Origin of the sequence: Pseudomonas sp. TWP3-2, from assembly GCF_049897765.1 — a bacterium.
GTDB lineage: Bacteria > Pseudomonadota > Gammaproteobacteria > Pseudomonadales > Pseudomonadaceae > Aquipseudomonas.
Genome location: NZ_JAFCWW010000004.1, coordinates 170,411 through 189,275 on the forward strand (window position 1 = coordinate 170,411; position 18,865 = coordinate 189,275).

Sequence of the window (18,865 nt, forward strand, 5' to 3'; positions counted from 1 at the left end):
GCTCTTGAAAATCGGTTACTTGGTCGCGACGGTCTCCGGTTGCCAGCCGCCACCCAGTGCCTTGTAGATCGCGACGATGCCGCGATACTGGTCGACTTCGGCTTGCGCCTGGCTGTCTTCGGCGGCCAGACGTTCACGTTGCGCGTCGAGCAGCACGAGGAAGTCGGCGGTGCCTTCGCGGTAGCGGATCTCGGCGAGGTCGGCAGCCTTGCGGCTCGATTCGCTCTGACGGATCAACGAGATCAGGCGTTGCTGACGCTTGCCGTAATCGCTGAAAGCGTTTTCCGATTCTTCCAGGGCAAGCAGCACTTGTTGCTCGTAATTGGCCAACGCGCCTTCGGCATCCGCATCGGCGCCGCGCATCCGGGCGCGCACGCTGCCAAGGTCAAACGCTGCCCAGGTGATGCTCGGGCCAAGTGCCCAGGCGCTGGCGGCCGACGAGCCAATCTGCGAGCCAGGCCCGGCCGTCCAGCCGAGGAAGCCGCTGAGGCTGACCCGAGGAAACAGATCCGCTTTGGCCACGCCGATACGCGCAGTGGCGGAAGCCAATTGACGCTCGGCGCTGAGGATATCCGGACGACGTTGCAGCAGTTCGCCCGGATCACCGATTGGCAGTGCCTTGGCAATTGCCGGCAAGTCTTTCGGGCTCAGATCGACAGTCAGTTTGTCCGGGCGCTCGCCCAATAGCGTGGCGATGCGGTTTTTCTGTCGAACCTGCTCCGCTTGCAGTTGCGGCACGCTGGCTTCGACCGAGGCCAGACGCGCATCGGCACGTTCCACGTCGAGTTGATCGCCGACGCCGGCGTCACGCAGGCTGATGGTGATCTTGCGCGACTCCTGCTGATTGTTCAGGTTGGCCAGCGCGATCTTCTCGCGCAGTTGCGCACCGCGCAGTTGACCGTAAGCGTCGACCAGTTCGGCAATCATGCTGACTTGCAGTTGGTACAGATCGGCTTCGGCGGCCTGCTGATCGGCATCGCTGGCTTCCAGATTGCGCTGGATGCGCCCGAACAAATCCAGCTCCCAAGCCATGTCCAGACCCAGGTCATAGCGTTCGCTATTCACCCGGTTGGTGGTCTGGCCGGGAATCTGACCTTTGGCCAGGTCGCTGCTGGCGCGGCTGGTGATGGTCGGCATTACATCGTTGCTGGCATCGTCGCGGATTGCCCTGGCGGCTTTCCAGCGCGCGAATGCCACGCGCAGTTCACGGTTGCCTTGCAGCGATTGCGTCACCAACTGGTTGAGGGTCGGATCATCGAACTGCTGCCACCAGATGCCTTCGAACTTCGAACGGTCGTAGTTCTTCTGACCTGCGGCGCCGTCGGTGGCGGACGTGATGTGCGCCGCCTCCGTGGCTGGGGTCTTGTAGTCGGGGCCGACGGCGCAGGCGCTGAGGGCCAGCACCAGCAGACTCGGCAGGAAGACTTTCAGACTCATTGTTGCGCCTCCAGTGGCTTTTGAAGATTGTGCGCCTTGGCCGCTTTGCGACGCTCGCCGCGTTCGACAAAGTTACGAATCAGTACGTAGAACACTGGCGTCAGCAGCAGACCGAAGAAGGTCACCCCGAGCATCCCGGAGAACACCGCCACACCCATGGCGTGACGCATCTCGGCACCGGCACCGCTGGAGAACACCAGTGGCACCACACCCATGATGAACGCGAAAGAAGTCATCAGGATCGGCCGCAGACGCAGACGGCAAGCTTCGAGCACCGCAGCCAGCGGGTTCATGCCTTCTTCCTGTTTGTCCTTGGCAAACTCGACGATCAGAATCGCGTTCTTACACGCAAGTCCCACCAGTACGATCAAGCCGATCTGGGTGAAGATGTTGTTGTCGCCTCCCGAGATGATCACGCCGGTGATGGCCGACAGCAGGGTCATCGGTACGATCAGGATCACCGCCAGTGGCAGGCTCCAGCTTTCGTATTGAGCTGCAAGAACCAGGAACGCCAGCAGTACGCAGAGCGGGAACACGAACAGCGCGGTGTTGCCGGACAGAATCTGCTGGTAGGTCAGGTCGGTCCATTCGTAGGTCATGCCGTTCGGAAGTTCTTCCTTGAGCAGTTTCTCGATGGCCTTTTCGGCCTGGCCCGAGCTGTAGCCGGGGGCTGCAGCACCGTTGATTTCAGCGGTGATGAAGCCGTTGTAGTGCATCACGCGATCTGGCCCTGAGGTGTCGCTGACCTTGATGAAGGTCGCCAGCGGGATCATTTCGCCTTTGTTGTTGCGCACTTTGAGCTGACCGATCTGATCCGATTCGAGGCGGAACTGTTGCTCAGCCTGAACGTTGACCTGATAAGTACGACCGAAGCGGTTGAAGTCGTTGGCATACAGCGAACCCAGGTAGATCTGCAGGGTATCGAAGATGTCGCTGACGGCCACGCCGTGGGTCTTGGCTTTTTCCCGGTCGATGGCGGCATCGACTTGCGGCACGTTCACGGTGTAGCTGGTGAACAGTCCGGCCAATTCAGGCACGTTGTGGCTTTTGTTGATGATGTTCATGGTTTCTTTGTACAGCTCGTCGTAGCCCAGGTTACCCCGGTCTTCGATTTGCAGACGGAAACCACCGATGGTGCCCAGACCTTGTACCGGCGGCGGCGGGAAGATCGCCATGTAGGCTTCTTGAATCCCGGCGAACTGGCCGTTCAGGGCCCCGGCGATTGCACCGGCGGACATGCTTGGATCTTTACGCTCGTCGAACGGTTTCAGGGTCACGAACACGATGCCGGCGTTCGGACTGTTGGTGAAGCCGTTGATCGACAGACCGGGGAACGCTACGGCGCTTTCCACGCCTGGCTGTTTCAGTGCCAGGTCGGACATGCGCTTGATCACGTCTTCGGTGCGATCCAGGCTCGAAGCGTCCGGCAGTTGCGCGAAGGCCACCAGATATTGCTTGTCCTGGCCGGGTACGAAACCGGTCGGGGTGTGCGCGAAGCCGAAGAAGGTCAGCACCATCAGGCCTGCGTACAACAGCAACGCGATGCCGCTGCTACGGATGACCCGCGCCACGGTGCCCACGTAACCATGACTGGCACGTTCGAAGAAACGGTTGAACGGACGGAACAACCAGCCACCGAAGATCTTGTCCAGCACCTTGGAGAAACGGTCTTTCGGCGCATCGTGACTGCGCAGCAGAACCGCGGCCAATGCTGGCGACAGGGTCAGCGAGTTGAACGCCGAGATCACTGTGGAGATCGCAATGGTCAACGCGAACTGTTTATAGAACTGTCCAGTCAGGCCGGAGATGAAGGCCGCCGGGATAAACACCGCACACAGCACCAGTGCCGTGGCAACGATCGGACCGGTCACTTCACGCATGGCGCGCTTGGTGGCCTCGACCGGTGTCAGTCCGAGTTCGATGTTGCGCTCGACGTTCTCCACCACCACGATGGCGTCGTCGACCACGATACCGATGGCCAATACCAGACCGAACAGCGACAAAGCGTTGAGCGAAAAGCCGAACAGATGCATCACTGCAAACGTACCGATCAACGATACCGGCACCGCCACCAACGGAATGATCGAGGCGCGCCAGGTTTGCAGGAACAGAATCACTACCAGAACCACGAGGATCAGCGCTTCGAACAGGGTATGAACTACCGCTTCGATCGAGCCGCGCACGAAGATCGTCGGGTCATAGACGATGCTGTAATCCATGCCCTGCGGGAAGCCTTTCTTCAGTTCGTCCATCTTTGCCCGAACGTCGTTCGAGATGTCGATGGCGTTGGAACCTGGGCGCTGGAAGATCGGAATGGCCACCGCCGGTTGGTTGTCGAGCAACGAACGCAGGGCATATTGGCTGGAGCCTAGCTCGACGCGAGCAATGTCTTTGAGGCGAGTGATTTCACCGTTGTCGCCTGCGCGAATCACGATGTTCTCGAACTCTTCCTCAGTCACCAGACGGCCCTGAGTGTTGACCGACAGCTGGAAGCTTTGGGTATTCGGGGCAGGGGGCGCACCGAGTTGGCCGGCAGCCACCTGACGGTTCTGCTCACGAATTGCCGTGACCACATCAGTGGCAGTCAGATTGCGCGAAGCGGTCTTGTTCGGATCAAGCCAGACCCGCAGCGAGTAATCGCCCATGCCGAACAACTGCACATCACCCACACCACCCAGACGAGCCAGCTCATCCTTGATGTTGAGGATCGCGTAGTTGGACAGGTAGAGCATGTCGTAGCGCTTGTCCGGCGAGGTCAAGTGCACAACCATGGTCAGGTCGGGCGAAGCCTTGTCGACGGTAATACCGATGCGCGTCACTTCCTCGGGAAGTTTCGGCTCGGTCCGCGTCACGCGGTTTTGCACCTGTACCTGCGCGTTGTCCAGGTCAGTGCCCAGCGCGAAGGTGATGGTCAGGGTGATCTTGCCGTCAGCGGTGGACTGCGAGGACATGTACAGCATGTTCTCGACGCCGGTGATGGCTTGCTCCAGCGGAGCGGCCACGGTTTCACCGATGACTTTAGGGTTGGCGCCCGGGAAGTTGGCACGTACCACCACGGTTGGCGGCACGACTTCCGGGTATTCGCTGATCGGTAGCTGGAACAGCGAAATCGCACCGGCGATCAGGATCAGCAGCGACAGCACCGCTGCGAAGATCGGCCGCGAAATGAAGAATTGGGAAAAATTCATCGGAGTTGTTGTCCCTTAACCGCGTGGAGTCGCAGCAGCCAGTTTCACAACCGAACCCGGCGCGCCTTTGGCTGGCGCGACTTTAGGCAGGTTGCTGGCTTCCAGCGCTTGTCGTTGTTGAGCGAGTGCCGCGAGGGTCTGTTCGCTGGCCATCGGGATCACTTCAGGGGTGACCGGCGAGCCAGGACGTACCCGTTGCAGACCCTTGACGATGATCGTGTCGCCTTTGTTCAGTCCGCTACGCACAATGCGCAAACCTTCGATCTTCGGCCCGAGTTCGACCGGACGGTAGGCGGTGTTGTTGTCGCCATCCATCACCAGCACGAACTTCTTGCCGAGGTCCGTTCCGACGGCTTCGTCGTTGATCAGCATGGCGTTGTAAGTACCGCTGCCGACCAGTTTCAGACGTGCATACAGGCCCGGGGTGTAAGTGCCGTCGCTGTTGTCGAACACGGCGCGACCACGGATGGTGCCGGTTTTCGGGTTGACCTGGTTGTCGACGAAGTTCATCTGGCCCTGATGCGGGTTGCCGTCTTCATTCGACAGGCCCATGTACACCGGGGTCGTAGCGCCGCGCTGGCCCTGACGAGCGAGCTGGGTATATTTGAGGAACACACGTTCATCGGCGTCGAAGTAGGCGTAGACCTTGTCGGTGGAAACCACGCTGGTCAGCGCGGTGGTATCGGCGGTGACCAGGTTGCCGGCGGTGATTTCGGCACGGCTGACGCGGCCGCTGATTGGCGACGTTACGCGGGTGAAACTCAGGTTCAGTTTCGCCAGATCGAGTTGCGCTTGCAGCGCGCCTACCGCTGCACGGGATTCTTGTGCGGCGCTGGTGCGCGAGTCGGCGAGTTCGGCGGAGATGGCGTTGCTGGTGCGCAGACGTTCGCCGCGAACGGCTTCGTTTTCGCTGCGATTGGCATTGGCGCGGGCTTGAGCAACCAGGGCTTCGAGGCGGCGAACTTCGGCCTGGAACGGACGCGGATCAATCTGGAACAGCAAGTCGCCTTTCTTGACCAACGCACCTTCGGTGAAGGCGACATCATCGATCTGGCCGGAGACGCGAGGACGGATTTCGACGGTTTCCGGAGCTTCGAGGCGACCGGTGAATTCGTCCCACTCGTTGACCGGTTGTTCCAGCACCTTCGCTACGCTGACTTTGGCAGCGGGCGGGGCGGCGGCGGATTCCGGATTCTTGCCGCAGGCGCTCATCACCACGACGGCCAACAAGGCCAACGGGAAGCGCAAATGTTTGAGTGACTGTTCCATGGAATGCATCCGCCAAGTATTGAAGATGGGCGGATGATGATCGGCGGGCTGGAAGCAAACGAATCGAATGACACGAAGGTAACTATCATTCGGAATGATATAAGCGCCGGGAAAGCCCTCTAGCATGCGCCTTTCGTTAGGGGGCTATCAATCTGATTGATGACAATTCACTGTTGCTCGACAAGTAACGTTCAGATCGGCGCGAAACCAGGTAGCCGCAAACAAAGAGACGGCCATGAAGGCCGTCTCGGTCAGCTAGCTGTCAACGTGTATCAGTTGATGCCTTTACGGTTTGGACCAAAACGGTTCGGCCCCGGCTGGCTGTCTTGCGCCAGGAACACCAGGTTGACGATTGGCAGCAACAACCACCAGCCGCTGCGATCGGTGTCATGCATGCGGCGTGCGCCGACTGCAATGCTCGGCAGGAACATGGCCAGACTGTAAAGGTTGGAGATGATGCCTTTGGTGCTCAGCAGTGCATCGATGACGCCGATGACTATTGCGATCCCGAGGTTGATCAGAATGAACATCCAGTATTCGCGGCGAGTGGCACGGCCCTGGAACACAGCGTAATTTTTCAACGCTTCCATGTATGGGTTACCCGTTGTAATCGCGGGGCCCTGTGCGTAGGACTGTTGGATTACCTGAGTCGCACCGCACTGTGGGCAAGCTGCCGCTGTGCTGTGAATCTCTTTGGCGCAACCACGACAAAAAACCATGCTCATATTTTTTTCCCTAAAAATTAATCGATCGACAGCCCGATGAACACAAGCGCAGCAATGCCCGACAAGACAACGCCGGCGATTGCAAGATTGTGTCCAGGGAGTCTTTTATTGATGCTGAGAATGCCGCAGACGAGACCTGCGACAGCGAAAACGCTCAAACCAGCGAGCGTGTCACTGTCCCATTCGGAATCATCAAACAGGCTGAGTACGCAGAGAATGCCTAAAACCAACGAAACGATGGCCAGCCATGGCGACCCGGCTTGTTGGTGCGGCACGTTGGCCTGCTGGCCAGCCCCGCACTGGGGGCAGGTGGGCGCCGTTTCGTGAAGCTCCTTGGCACATGCACGACAATAGACCATTGCCATCGTTTTCCTTAACTTGAATGCGAATTGCCCGACCTTCCATAGGCCGAGGCGGCGGTAACTTAATCTTTATTACAAGATTTGTCATCAGGCACTTGGCCATTAGCGGTGTCTGGCGCTGAAATTAACGCTGCTGGCGCTGTCGGGGCTAAGGTTTGCGGGAGGTCTCGTCCTCTTCAACCTTCAGGCGCAACGTCAATCCTTGAAGCTGGCGGTTTTTCAGCATGCCCAATCGACGGCTCTCGCGCTCCTTGCCGTTGGCGTCCAGTCCATGACACTGAAGTTCGCGCTTGGCGGGACTGCCGGGCTTTAGAGCCTCCCAATGACAACGCACTTGAAGTAGCTGCTCGTCAATCCGGGTGGACAGCTCTTCGTCCTCCTTGAGGTAAGTCTCTACGTCTAGCTCAACCGTGGAAATGTCGAAGTAGTTATCGTTGGCTTTGTCCGTCCCTTCGATCATGAACTCAATGCCGCTGAGTGCCATAAAGCAGTCTTCGAGCGTATAACCGACCGGCACTTCGAACTCTGAAGTGAAAGGCGTCGCATGGAACGCGCTGCTGAATCTTTTCTTGTCAGGCTCCGGATCGCCCTTGTAGTCGTCAGGTAAAAAACACACGCCTGCGAACAATTCGCTGTACTGCGCGGTAACGGAGACCGTGTAGTTTGCGGGCAACTCGGTTTTCAATGTGAATTTGTTCGACATGATCGCGCAGCCGCTGCCAAGCAAGATAAAACTTGCCAGCAGCAGGGTCTGAAAGGAGCGGATCACGGATTTTGCAGATGGCAGTTGTAGCAAAGGGAACATCAGTACGTCCTTGTAACTTCAGGTAGGGCACCAGCAAAAAGACAAAGCCCCTGAATCGGGGCTTTGCTGTGGCATTCAACGAATCAATTCAAAGGCTATCCGGAACCCGAAAACACTTTGACCTGGCTCTAAAGCGGTAAGTGTGTGAGAGGCGTTCAGAGTACGTCAAAAATGTGATCAGGTGGAGGGGCTCCTTCCAGGGTGAACGCGATCAGCCCTGATGCGAACTTTCAATGTGCCTGGAAAATCTTGCTAACCACAGTCCACTTGCCTTCGACTTTCAGTAGATGGAAGAAGTCAGTGAAAGACATGCCTGACATGCCGTTAGCGTCGATGCGAGCGCTAGCCGCAGTGCCTACGATCTCGATGCGGACAATAGCGGCCTGGGCGTCAGGGGAGGGCCGGAAATCCTTATCGATTCCCTCGAACAGGGTTTGAATCGCGCCGCCTGTCAGCTTGCCATCGGCGCCGACGCTGTACATCGTCGCATGTTCGTTGAAAGCGGGCTTCATGATGCTGCTCTTGGCCTGCTTGCAACCCTCGATGTACTTGTTAAGCACCTCAGTGATCGCCTGATATTCTTCTACATACGTAGGTTTTCTCACTACTGCACTGGTGACTTGTTGCTCACTTGGCAGGTTATCTGCTTGAGCAATCGCGCCAAAACCAGAAATCAGGGCGACAAAAAACAAGCTCTTGATGGAGGCAATTTTCATGCGTTCACTCATAATTTGAGATTCAAGGTGCGACGTGGGTGTGGAAGATCTTGCTGACCACCGTCCACTTGCCATGCACTTTCAGAAGATGGAAAAAGTCGGTGAAGGAGATACCGGACATGTCATTCGCGTCGATGCGAGCGCTAGCCGCAGTGCCGACGATCTCGATACGGACAATAGCTGCCGGTGCGTCCGGAGATGGGCGAAAGCCCTTGTCGATCCCCTCGAACAGAATCGGAATCGCGCCACCCTCCAGCTTGCCGTCGCCATTGACGCTATACATGGTCGCTTGTTCACTGAAAGCGGGCTGCATGATGCTGCTCTTGGCCTGCTTGCAGCCCTCAATGTATTTGTTCAGCACTTCAGTAATAGCTTGGTATTCCTGGACGTAAGTAGGCTTGGTCATGTTGTTGCTCCAGTGAGCATTGATTTGATTAATGCGAAACGCACTTCACGCTTTGGTATCAAGCCAGACGGATCCATAGCGTGTGTAGGCAGCAGGTATCTCAATGACTTCTTTCAGGTCATCTGCAGCGGTGCGAACCCAGAATGGATCTCGCAGCATTTGCCGACCCACGAACACCAGATCAGCTCGGCCGTTTTGCAGGATTTCTTCGGCCTGACGCCCACTCTGAATCACACCCACAGCACCTGTAGCGATATGCAATTCCTTACGCAGTAATTCAGCGGCCGGGACCTGGTACCCCGGGTAGGTCTGCACCTTGACCATCTTGATTCCGCCGGAGCTGCAGTCGATCAGGTCAACACCTTGCTCTTTCATCCAGCGACCATATTCGAGGAACGACTCAGGCGTGTTTCCGCCTTCGGCGTAATCGGAACTGGATATGCGAACGAACAGAGGGCGATCGCCCCAATGGGTTTTGACCTCCTCCAGCACTTCCCGCAGGAAACGATAGCGACGTTTGGCATCTCCGCCATATTCGTCGTCGCGGATATTCGCCAGCGGCGAAAGAAACTCACTCAGCAAGTAACCGTGCGCGGCATGGATCTCAAGTACGTCGAATCCGGCATCGCTGGCCCGCCGTGCGGCATCGCCGTAAAGCTTGACCAAACCAGGAATTTCATCCGTAGCGAGTTCGCGAGGCACCGGGCTGGTTTCCGTGAACGGAATCGCCGATGGCGCGATGTGGATCAGACCGGGCAGATCAGCATTGCGCCCCGCGTGGCCGATCTGGGCGCCGGCTTTTGCACCAAAGCCGTGAAGCAGTTCAGTCAGCGCTTTCAAGCCGACAACGTGTTCATCGCTCCAGATACCGAGGTCACCGGCGCCGATACGACCGTCAGCCTGGATAGCCAGCGTTTCGGGGAAAATCAGCGCCGCCTGACCCAGAGCGCGAGCACCGTAATGAACGCGGTGCCAGTCAGTGACGAAGCCATCATCCGCTGCCATGTGCATACACATAGGCGACATGACGACGCGGTTTTTCAGTTTAAGGCCTTTGATTTCATGGGGGGACAGCAGCAAGCTCATCTGGCGGATTCCATAGTGGCAGGTATGGAATTCATGCTAGCGTGCACAGCACTTTCGTGTAAGTACGCACAATTTTGTGCTGTAGGCACACTTTTTATACCAAGGTGATTAAAGTGAAAAAATGCAATCCTCAGGATGAGATGGAGGCCTTCGCTTGCCCCGTCGCGTTTACCGTCGATGTCATTGGGGGGAAATGGAAATCGCTCATACTGTTTCATCTCATGTCAGGGACGAAGCGCTTCAACGAGCTGCGTCGCCTGATACCAGACATCACGCAGAGGATGCTGACCCTCCAGCTGAGGGAGCTGGAGACTGATGGGATTATTCATCGCGAAATCTATCGCGAGGTCCCGCCCAAAGTAGAGTATTCGCTCACACCACTGGGTAACTCTCTCGCGCCTGTGGTGAGTGCCATGCGAGAGTGGGGAGCTGTGCACGAGCGCACGATCCTCGGACTGCGACGATCTGCAGTCGATGAGGGTAAGTTCGAATCGCTAGCTTGAGTTTGTAGCGCAGCGCGACGCTGCAGGTCGATAGAGTGTGGCGATCTAGTGGTCTGGAATAGACGATCCCCACGGCCTGTGAAAGGCAGGCATGATCAAGATGAACAGCCTGCCGACGACGGTTAGAGGCTATCCGGATCCCCAAAAAACATCTGAATCCGCGACCTTAACCAACGCTCACCCGGATCATTATCCTGCGACCCACGCCAAGCCATGTGCAGCTCAAACGTGCGTGTAGGCAACGGCGGATCTTCTGCACGTACACCGCCAGCCGACGTCAGCGCATCGGCCGCGTAGTCCGGCACGGTCGCCACAATGTCAGTGCCGGCGAGCAATGTACTCAAGCCGTTGAACTGCGGCACAGCCAGCACCACGTGGCGTTTGCGGCCAAGTTTTTCCAGCTCTTCATCGATGAAACCACTGAGGTCGCCAGCGAACGACACCAGCGCATGCGGGCGCGCGCAGTAATCATCAAGGCTCAACGGCCCCGGCACGGTATCGGCGCGTAGCAGCTTCGGTGCGCTGCGGCGCAACACCTTGCGTTTGGCATTGGCCGGCAGGTCAGTGGTGTAGCTGACGCCAATCGAGATTTCCCCGGAGGCCAGCAGGCCCGGCATCAGGATGTAGTTGACGCGGCGTACCACCAGAACAATTCCGGGGGATTCGGCGCGCAGGCGTTTGAGCAGCATCGGCAGCAGGGCGAATTCGACATCATCCGACAAACCAATGCGGAACACCGAAGTGCTGGTCGCAGGGTCGAACTCTGCGGCGCGGCTGACGGCCGTGGAAATCGAGTCGAGGGCCGGGGAGAGCAGGGCGAAGATTTCTACCGCGCGGGCAGAAGGCTCCATGCTGCGCCCGGTGCGCACGAACAGCGGATCATCGAACAGACCACGCAGGCGTGAAAGCGCTGCGCTGATCGCCGGCTGGCCGAGGAACAATTTCTCCGCAGCACGGGTCACACTGCGCTCATGCATCAGTGTTTCAAAAACGATCAACAGGTTCAGGTCGACACGACGCAGGTCATTACGATTCATCTGGAGTCCTGGCAGAGTCATCAAGCTTGACGAGAGCGGCCATATGAGAACAATGGCCGGCATGAATCTTACGGGTAAAGGCTGGTACTCTGCACCGGAAAATTCAGCTTTACTGAAAGGGCGGCAGCAGTTTGTTCATCATTTTTGCCAGTGCCGTCCTTGCTGCGGAATCAATGACAGGCATGTCGACTATTAATAGCCACTGATGGTCTTGGCTGAAAAGCCCATATAGAGTTCAGGGCATTAGAGGTTACTTTGACGAGGTTTGCGATGTCCCGCACGATCCGTTTTCACAAGTTTGGTCCGGCCGAGGTGCTCAAATGCGAAGAGCATGCGGCCGCTCAGCCAGGTCCTGGCGAAGTGCAGGTGCGTGTCGAAGCGATCGGCATCAGCTGGTACGACACGCTTTGGCGTCAGAATCTCGCCTCGTCCCAGGCTCGCCTGCCTTCTGGCCTTGGTCATGAAATGGCCGGTGTGGTCACGGCTATCGGTGACGGCGTTGAAGATCTGGCAATTGGCGACAAGGTTGCCAGTTTCCCGGCCGAAAGCCCGAACGACTATCCGGTTTACGGCGAGATGATCGTTCTGCCACGTACCGCGCTGACCCGTTATCCGGACGTGCTCAGCCCGATCGAAGCGAGTGTGCATTACACGCCGCTGTTGATCGCCTATTTCGGTTATGTCGATCTGGCACGGGTCAAACCGGGGCAGTTTGCCTTGGTGACCGACGCCAGTCATTGCGCCGGCCCATCCTTCGTACAGCTGGGCAAAGCGCTCGGCGTGCGGGTGATTGCCGCAACTAAAACCGCTGAAGAGCGTGAATACCTGCTTTCGCTGGGTGCCGAGAAAGTCATCGTCACCGAAGAGGAAGATCTGCTCCTGCGGATCAACAAGATCACCGACAACCGTGGTGTCGACGTCGTGTTTGACGGCCTCGGTGGCCCACAGATGTCGTTGCTCGGCGATGTGCTGGCACCGCGTGGCAGCCTTGTCCTGTATGGCTTGCAGGGTGGTAACCAGACACCTTTCCCGGCCTGCGCAGCGTTCCAGAAGAATATTCAGTTCTTCGTGCACTGCATCGGCAATTTCACCGGCAAACCGGAGTTGGGCATTACTCAGGATCACGTCGCCTTGCAGCGTGCCTTGCGCGATATCAATCAGTTGACGGCCGATCGTGTGCTGCTGCCGCTGAAAACTCGTGTATTTCCCTTCAACGAGTTTGTTGAAGCCCACCGCTACATGGACGAATGCCCATGCCGCGAGCGGGTAGCCTTGCAGGTCGAGCCGGCCTGATCCTCCCGACCAGAGTCCGTGGCCCCACGGACTCTCCTGTGCCATAACCCCTGTCACCCACGAGAATCCCGGGCCCGGCGCTTGGGACAGTTCAGCAACTGAACTGGTTTTTGCTCTCGATCTGTATCTTCTAATCCCCCTCCAGACACTGATAATTGAACGACTACTTTCATCTCAAGGAATGAGCGATGGCTGTGCACTTCAATTGCTCTGCGCGATATCAATCTGCTATTTTTCAGCAGCACCCAAACTTCTGTTTAAAAGTTGTAGGACCGCCATGTAAGCCCTTCTTTTTTTCTTGTGCTCGTTATGCGCGAGACATTGTAAGAAGTTTCCTAGGCTGTTTGTTCGGTTCTGGAACCCCTTTGAAACCAAGGGGTTGCGCGGTATTGACGTTAAACCAGAAAAAACTCGCACTGAACTGTTTCAAATAACTACAAAAACTTAAGTGTTAGCATTTAGCGTCTATTACTTACTGATGAATGATTGCGCGCTCTGCGTCCTGCGGGCGGCGCGACATCAAACTTTTTATACCGGGTGAAGTACCGATGAGCACGATCCATGATCAGGCAATGAACTATGTCTACCAGCAAGTATTGCAACGTTTGCTGAGTTTCTTTTCCCGCGCAGAACGCACGGCATTGCAGCTGTTGATTCAGCGACTGGCCGTTGCCGCTGGCGGCATGGAGCGCATCGGTGAATTCAAGGTACTGGCTATTCAATCCGGCACTCGTGACAGCGCTTACAGCCTGGCCCTGCTGCGTGCTGCACAGCTGAGCATCGCCGGACGCGCACCGGCGACCTTCCAGTTGCGAGTCGCTGCGCTGCGCTGGAGCGGCATGCCGACGTCGGCGTTGCACAACATCCACCGCAGTTTCAGCGCGCTGTTTCTGTACGACGATCCGCGAGTCGAATTGCTCATGGCGGATCACCGCGAAATTCTGCCGTTCGATCTCCAGGTGCCGATGAGCGAGGAGGGGCGCGACGCCGGTCGCATCAATTTACTGATGGTGGGCCATCGCAGGGACTGGAGCGAAACACTGCAATTATGGGATGAGCAGTATCTGGCGACCGCCGAATTCTACGGCCAGGTTGCTCGCTGGAATAACGGTGTAGACGCATTGGTCACCAGCGATACGCTGGCCAATCAGGAGCGTTTTCTCGACGGTCTGGATCGGGCGGCGCAGAAAGCCGGGATTGGTGGTCTGCAACGCCATGCTGTCGGGTTTGATGAGCTTTTCAGTCTGCTGGACAACCTGGGGGGCGATTGCTATCGGGAGTTTTATCTGGAATCCGAGCGTACGCCATGGCGCCCGTTTGGGCATTTCGAAGCGTGCCGGCGCACCAGTTACGTGGGCATTCATGACATGGTGGTGGGCAAGATGGATGAGCGCTGGCCACTGCTCAGTGAATTTCTCGGGTATCAGGCCGATGAGCTGATGCTCGAGCCGAGCGTCGGTGAATGTCCCGATCCAATGATCGCGGCCTATCTGAACGGCCTGCAGACGAGTCATGTCAACGGACGCACCTACGCCGCCGGCGCTTCTGAATATCTGCATGGCTGTCTGGCCACGATGCGTCAAAAGCAAGTGCCGGAGCAGATGTGCGAACGTTTTCTGGCGACATTCGGCACCCTGACCGACTTCACCGAACAAAGATCGCAGGCGGTATCTGCCTTGCAAAAAAACTTTGGCCTCAGCGAGTCGCAAATGGTCTGCGTGTTATTTGCGCCGTTTATTGACGGCGGTGCAGGCCTCGAGCGCTTCCTGCGCACCTGCCATCCCGGCATGCTCGTTGCGATGCCGGAACTGCATCGCGCCATGCAAGGTCTGCACGCTCCGGAACAAGTGCAACAATGGATGACCGACGTCAGTGGCTTGCCGGTGCGGTTGATTGCTCGACTGTATGCCATGGGGCCCATCCGCATGGATCAGCAAACGACAACTCCGCTTGCAGCGCCGGATACACAGGCGGGCCGGGCTGACCGTTCGGCGGAAGGTTGAGCGTGAGCGGCTTGCCCGGCCTCGCGGCCATGCCTGTGCAGGCGGGCATATGAAAGCGTCGCGAGCACACGACTTCGCCTATCAGGCGGTGTATCGCTACCTCACTCAATTGATCAGCGAGCCATCCGCAAACGGTGATCTGCGCCTGCCGTCACTCAGGCAACTGGCAGAGCGCTTGAACGTGTCGGTCTCGACCATTCAGTACGCGTACGCACTTCTGGAAAAGGAGGGGCGGGTCTACTCAGTGGCGAAGTCCGGCTATTTCGCGCAAGCGGTAACAACGGTCATGCCGCCGGGTCGAGGCGGCGATTTGCTGGAAACGGTCTACGTCAACACCAGGTGCCCGGGTATGCGCGTGTTGAGCGCAGACGATCCCGCTTCGATTCAGCCGCTGGACAATCCATTACTGATGCTCGAGCGGGAGTTGATTCGACAATATCCGCGCCAGCCACAGATCCTCGCGCAACCGTGCGGCGAGCTGGAACTGCGCACACTGCTCGCCGCCCGCTACACCACATCACCCACTCGATGCTGGCACGCCGAGGATGTCTATATCGGGGCCGATCTGCGTGGAGTGCTGGAAATACTGATCGCCGTGCTTGAGCTGCGCAGGACTACCGTTGTAGTCGAATCACCGTGTGACTGGGTGATCTTGCGCTTGCTCAAGTCGGCCGAGGTACGCGTCGTCGAACTGCCGCTGCAAGCGAGCGGGGCGCTCGACCCACAGCGGCTGGAGCGATTGCTGGCCACCGAACCGGTGCGCTTGATCCTGCTGTCATCGGGATTGAACATGCCGCATGGCAGTCGGGTACCTGAAGATAACCGCCAGGCCATTGCGCAATTACTCGAGCGTCATGGCACCTGGGTGCTTGAAAATGATTGCTACGGCGAGCTGGTGGACGACGCAAGCGCTCAACCGCTGCGTGATCTTCTGGATCCCGATCGGCTGCTGGTGTTTTCCACCTTCGAAAAATTCATCGGCGTAGAAGCGCCGTACGGATTTGTCCTGTCGCGCCAGTGGCGCACTGATTTACAGCGGCACTTTCTGTTGCGCGCGTTTCGCCTGTCGCCGATCCGCCAGAAGGCCATCGCGCGGTTGTACGCCAGCGGGCGCGTCGACCAGCATTTGCCGGTGCTCAAGCGGCTGCTCAAAGAGCGCCGCACGCTGTTGATCGAGTTACTGCGTGAGCGTCTGGGTGATGCGTTACACATCGTCGAGCCTCAGGGCGGCGCGACTATCTGGCTGCGATCTGCGCGCCCGGTCGCAATGGGCGCGGTGTTCCAGCGACTTTTGCAGCAACATGTCTTGATCGCGCCTGGGGAGCTGTTCAGTACTCAAGGGCTGTATGCGCAGCATATGCGCCTGAGCGCGATTGGCAGTTGCGAGCACGAGTTGTTAATACTTGTCGGGCTGCTCGCTGACGCGCTCAGGCTGGCCCCGCTGCTCGACCCGCAAAAACACCCGGCATGCGTCGGATAGATCCCATCGCACTGCGGTCAAACTGCCAGTAAACTGCTGCGTAATTTCCTGAATCACTCTATTTCAGAGGTTTTGCATGACTCTCAGTCCTTTTGCGGGCAAACCGGCACCGGCAGAATTGTTGGTCGACATCCCGCGACTGGTTACGGCGTACTACACCGGCCAACCCGATGCCTCGATTTCCACCCAGCGCGTGGCATTCGGCACCTCCGGCCACCGCGGCAGCTCCTTTGAGCTGAGTTTCAATGAATGGCACGTGCTCGCCATCAGCCAGGCGATCTGCCTGTACCGCGAAGCCCAAGGCATCACCGGTCCGCTGTTTGTCGGAATTGATACCCACGCGCTGTCGACTCCGGCCGGAGCCAGTGCCCTGGAAGTACTCGCGGCCAACGGCGTGACCGTAATGATTGCCGAAGGTGACGAATACACGCCGACGCCGGCAATTTCCCACGCCATTCTCTGCTACAACCGTGGCCGTACGACCGGTCTGGCTGACGGCGTGCTGATTACCCCGTCGCACAACCCGCCACAAAGCGGCGGCTACAAATACAACCCTACCAACGGTGGCCCGGCCGATACTCATATCACCAAGTGGATCGAAGCCAAGGCCAACGAGTTGCTGAGCAACAAGCTGGCGGGTGTAAAACGCATCAGCTACGAGCAGGCGCTCAAGGCCAGCACCACACACCGACATGACTACCTCAATACCTATGTCGCCGACCTGATCAATGTCATCGACTTCGATGCCATTCGTGACGCGAAACTGCGTATGGGCGTTGATCCCTTGGGCGGAGCAGGGGTGCGTTACTGGTCGGCAATCGCCGAGCACTACCGCCTCGATCTCGACGTGGTGAACAAGCAGGTCGACCCGACGTTCCGCTTCATGACCGTCGATTGGGACGGACAGATCCGCATGGACCCGTCGTCCAGCCACGCGATGCAAGGCTTGATCGGCCTCAAAGAACGCTTCGACGTTGCTTTCGCCTGCGATCCCGATCACGACCGCCACGGCATCGTCACCCCGTCCGGTGGCCTGCTGGCGCCGAACAACTACCTCGCTGTATCCATCGACTACCTGTTCCAGAATCGCCCGCAATGGCGCGCTGATGCGGGCATCGGTAAAACCGTGGTCAGCAGCGGTCTGATCGATCGGGTGGCCAAGCGTCTGGGCCGTCGCCTGTACGAAGTGCCGGTCGGTTTCAAATGGTTTGCCGATGGCCTGTTTGACGGCTCGCTGGGTTTTGGCGGCGAAGAAAGCGCCGGCGCGTCGTTCCTGCGCAAGGACGGCGGCGTCTGGAGCACCGACAAGGATGGCCTGATTCCAGCCCTGTTGGCTGCCGAGATGACTGCACGCACCGGTCGAGATCCAAGTCAGGCGTACAACGCGCTGACCGCTGAACTGGGCGAACCGTTCTCGGTGCGTGTCGACGCCAAGGCCAACCCTGAGCAGAAAGCCTTGCTAAGCAAGCTGGCGCCAGAGCAGGTGACTTCGACCGAACTGGCGGGCGAGAAGATTCAAAGCATCCTCAGCCACGCACCGGGCAACGATCAAGCCATCGGCGGTCTGAAAGTCATGACCGAAAACGGCTGGTTCGCCGCACGTCCGTCGGGCACTGAAGACATCTACAAGATTTACGCCGAAAGCTTCATCAGCGACGACCACCTCAAGCAACTGGTGGCCGAAGCGCAAACCCTGGTGGACGGCGCGATCAGCGCGAAGTAAATCCGCGCTGAATAGAAAAGGGCGACCATGACGGTCGCCCTTTTTTGTGGCTTGGATTCAGCGGATCAGGCCAGATCCACCAGCACGATTTCGCTGTCTTCAATGGCCGTAACCGTCAGCACTTGCTCATCAGCCACCGCAACGCCGTCTCGAGCTTGTGCGCGCAAGCCATTGACTTCAATCACTCCGGTAGCCGGCACCAGATACGCACGACGCCCGGCATCGAGACGATACTCGGCAGTTTCCCCAGCCTTGATGTTGGCCGCCACCAGTCGCGCATCGGCACGAATGCGCAGGCTTTGATCATCACCGTCCTTGCCGCTGGCCAGCGTGACGAAACCTTCGCGCTCACCTTTGGGAAACGGCTTGGCGCCCCAGGATGGCGGCGCACCGGTTTCGGTCGGCAGGATCCAGATCTGGAAGATCCGCGTTTCGCTGGATTCCAGGTTGTATTCGCTATGCGCAATCCCGGTGCCAGCGCTCATGACCTGCACGTCGCCGGCTTCAGTGCGGCCCTTGTTGCCTAAATTATCCTGGTGAGTGATCGCACCTTCACGCACGTAGGTGATGATTTCCATGTCGCGGTGCGGGTGAGTCGGGAAGCCCGTACCGGCGGCGATGATGTCGTCATTCCATACGCGCAGGTTGCCCCAGCTCATGCGCTGCGGATCGTAGTATTCGGCGAACGAAAAATGGTGATGGGCATCCAACCAGCCGTGATGGGCGCCGCCCAAGGTGTTGAAAGGTCTGAGTTCAAGCATGATCGTCTCCTCAAAAGGTCCGTCATGGGGCGTAGATGCCTGATGCCACGAAGCGAAACCGGTGATTGATG

Annotated in this window: 16 protein-coding genes; 5 read left to right on the forward strand and 11 right to left on the reverse strand. The window is 58.1% G+C overall.

The features are described 5' to 3' along the window. Positions 1-15 precede the first annotated feature (15 nt). The 9 genes from ACP7EE_RS08385 to namA all read right to left on the reverse strand — a co-directional run bounded on the left by ACP7EE_RS08385 (position 16) and on the right by namA (position 9,994). Entirely contained in the window at positions 16-1,437 is a 1,422-nt protein-coding gene (locus ACP7EE_RS08385; protein WP_426234187.1) for an efflux transporter outer membrane subunit, read from the reverse strand. Beyond that, positions 1,434-4,625 carry an efflux RND transporter permease subunit gene (locus ACP7EE_RS08390; RefSeq protein WP_426234188.1) on the reverse strand — a complete coding sequence of 1,064 codons (3,192 nt, stop codon included), beginning with the start codon at positions 4,623-4,625 and terminating at the stop codon, positions 1,434-1,436. The genes ACP7EE_RS08385 and ACP7EE_RS08390 overlap by 4 nt, the downstream gene beginning before the upstream one ends. A gap of 15 nt (positions 4,626-4,640) precedes the next feature. After that, positions 4,641-5,894 (reverse strand): multidrug efflux RND transporter periplasmic adaptor subunit MexE, encoded by a 1,254-nt coding sequence (mexE, locus tag ACP7EE_RS08395; protein ID WP_420649788.1) that lies wholly within the window; start codon positions 5,892-5,894, stop codon positions 4,641-4,643. 272 nt (positions 5,895-6,166) lie between these two features. Next, positions 6,167-6,619: a DUF805 domain-containing protein gene (locus tag ACP7EE_RS08400; RefSeq protein WP_420649787.1), complete on the reverse strand. Its 453-nt coding sequence runs from the start codon at positions 6,617-6,619 to the stop codon at positions 6,167-6,169. Between the two features lie 17 nt (positions 6,620-6,636). Then, positions 6,637-6,984, reverse strand: a complete 348-nt coding sequence (locus ACP7EE_RS08405) for a DUF4190 domain-containing protein (RefSeq protein ID WP_420649786.1) — start codon at positions 6,982-6,984, stop codon at positions 6,637-6,639. A 145-nt stretch (positions 6,985-7,129) separates the two neighbouring features. Further along, the gene (locus ACP7EE_RS08410; RefSeq protein ID WP_426234189.1) at positions 7,130-7,786 is read right to left on the reverse strand and encodes a hypothetical protein; all 657 of its coding nucleotides are present in this window, start codon (positions 7,784-7,786) and stop codon (positions 7,130-7,132) included. Positions 7,787-8,016: 230 nt separating this feature from the next. Continuing rightward, a complete protein-coding gene (locus tag ACP7EE_RS08415; RefSeq protein ID WP_426234322.1) occupies positions 8,017-8,391 on the reverse strand; it encodes a nuclear transport factor 2 family protein in 375 nt (124 codons plus the stop codon). A 133-nt stretch (positions 8,392-8,524) separates the two neighbouring features. Further along, positions 8,525-8,908: a nuclear transport factor 2 family protein gene (locus tag ACP7EE_RS08420; protein WP_420649784.1), complete on the reverse strand. Its 384-nt coding sequence runs from the start codon at positions 8,906-8,908 to the stop codon at positions 8,525-8,527. A 45-nt stretch (positions 8,909-8,953) separates the two neighbouring features. Continuing rightward, the gene (gene namA, locus ACP7EE_RS08425) at positions 8,954-9,994 is read right to left on the reverse strand and encodes an NADPH dehydrogenase NamA (RefSeq protein ID WP_426234190.1); all 1,041 of its coding nucleotides are present in this window, start codon (positions 9,992-9,994) and stop codon (positions 8,954-8,956) included. A 113-nt stretch (positions 9,995-10,107) separates the two neighbouring features. On the opposite strand from namA, the gene ACP7EE_RS08430 reads away from it, so the two are divergent. Further along, positions 10,108-10,497 (forward strand): winged helix-turn-helix transcriptional regulator, encoded by a 390-nt coding sequence (locus ACP7EE_RS08430; RefSeq protein WP_426234191.1) that lies wholly within the window; start codon positions 10,108-10,110, stop codon positions 10,495-10,497. A gap of 122 nt (positions 10,498-10,619) precedes the next feature. Here the strand turns inward: ACP7EE_RS08430 and ACP7EE_RS08435 are convergent, their stop codons facing one another. Beyond that, positions 10,620-11,534 (reverse strand): LysR family transcriptional regulator, encoded by a 915-nt coding sequence (locus ACP7EE_RS08435; RefSeq protein ID WP_426200797.1) that lies wholly within the window; start codon positions 11,532-11,534, stop codon positions 10,620-10,622. A 270-nt stretch (positions 11,535-11,804) separates the two neighbouring features. On the opposite strand from ACP7EE_RS08435, the gene ACP7EE_RS08440 reads away from it, so the two are divergent. The 4 genes from ACP7EE_RS08440 to pgm all read left to right on the forward strand — a co-directional run bounded on the left by ACP7EE_RS08440 (position 11,805) and on the right by pgm (position 18,033). Further along, complete coding sequence (locus tag ACP7EE_RS08440; RefSeq protein ID WP_426234192.1) at positions 11,805-12,827, forward strand: zinc-dependent alcohol dehydrogenase family protein; 1,023 nt, start codon at positions 11,805-11,807, stop codon at positions 12,825-12,827. 548 nt (positions 12,828-13,375) lie between these two features. Further along, positions 13,376-14,830, forward strand: coding sequence for a hypothetical protein (locus tag ACP7EE_RS08445; RefSeq protein WP_426234193.1), 1,455 nt, complete (start codon positions 13,376-13,378; stop codon positions 14,828-14,830). Positions 14,831-14,879: 49 nt separating this feature from the next. Further along, entirely contained in the window at positions 14,880-16,310 is a 1,431-nt protein-coding gene (locus tag ACP7EE_RS08450; RefSeq protein ID WP_426200792.1) for a PLP-dependent aminotransferase family protein, read from the forward strand. 76 nt (positions 16,311-16,386) lie between these two features. After that, on the forward strand, positions 16,387-18,033 hold the full coding sequence (gene pgm, locus ACP7EE_RS08455; RefSeq protein ID WP_426234194.1) for a phosphoglucomutase (alpha-D-glucose-1,6-bisphosphate-dependent): 1,647 nt from the start codon (positions 16,387-16,389) through the stop codon (positions 18,031-18,033). A gap of 65 nt (positions 18,034-18,098) precedes the next feature. Here the strand turns inward: pgm and ACP7EE_RS08460 are convergent, their stop codons facing one another. Beyond that, positions 18,099-18,794: a pirin family protein gene (locus ACP7EE_RS08460; RefSeq protein ID WP_420650747.1), complete on the reverse strand. Its 696-nt coding sequence runs from the start codon at positions 18,792-18,794 to the stop codon at positions 18,099-18,101. Positions 18,795-18,865: the final 71 nt, after the last annotated feature.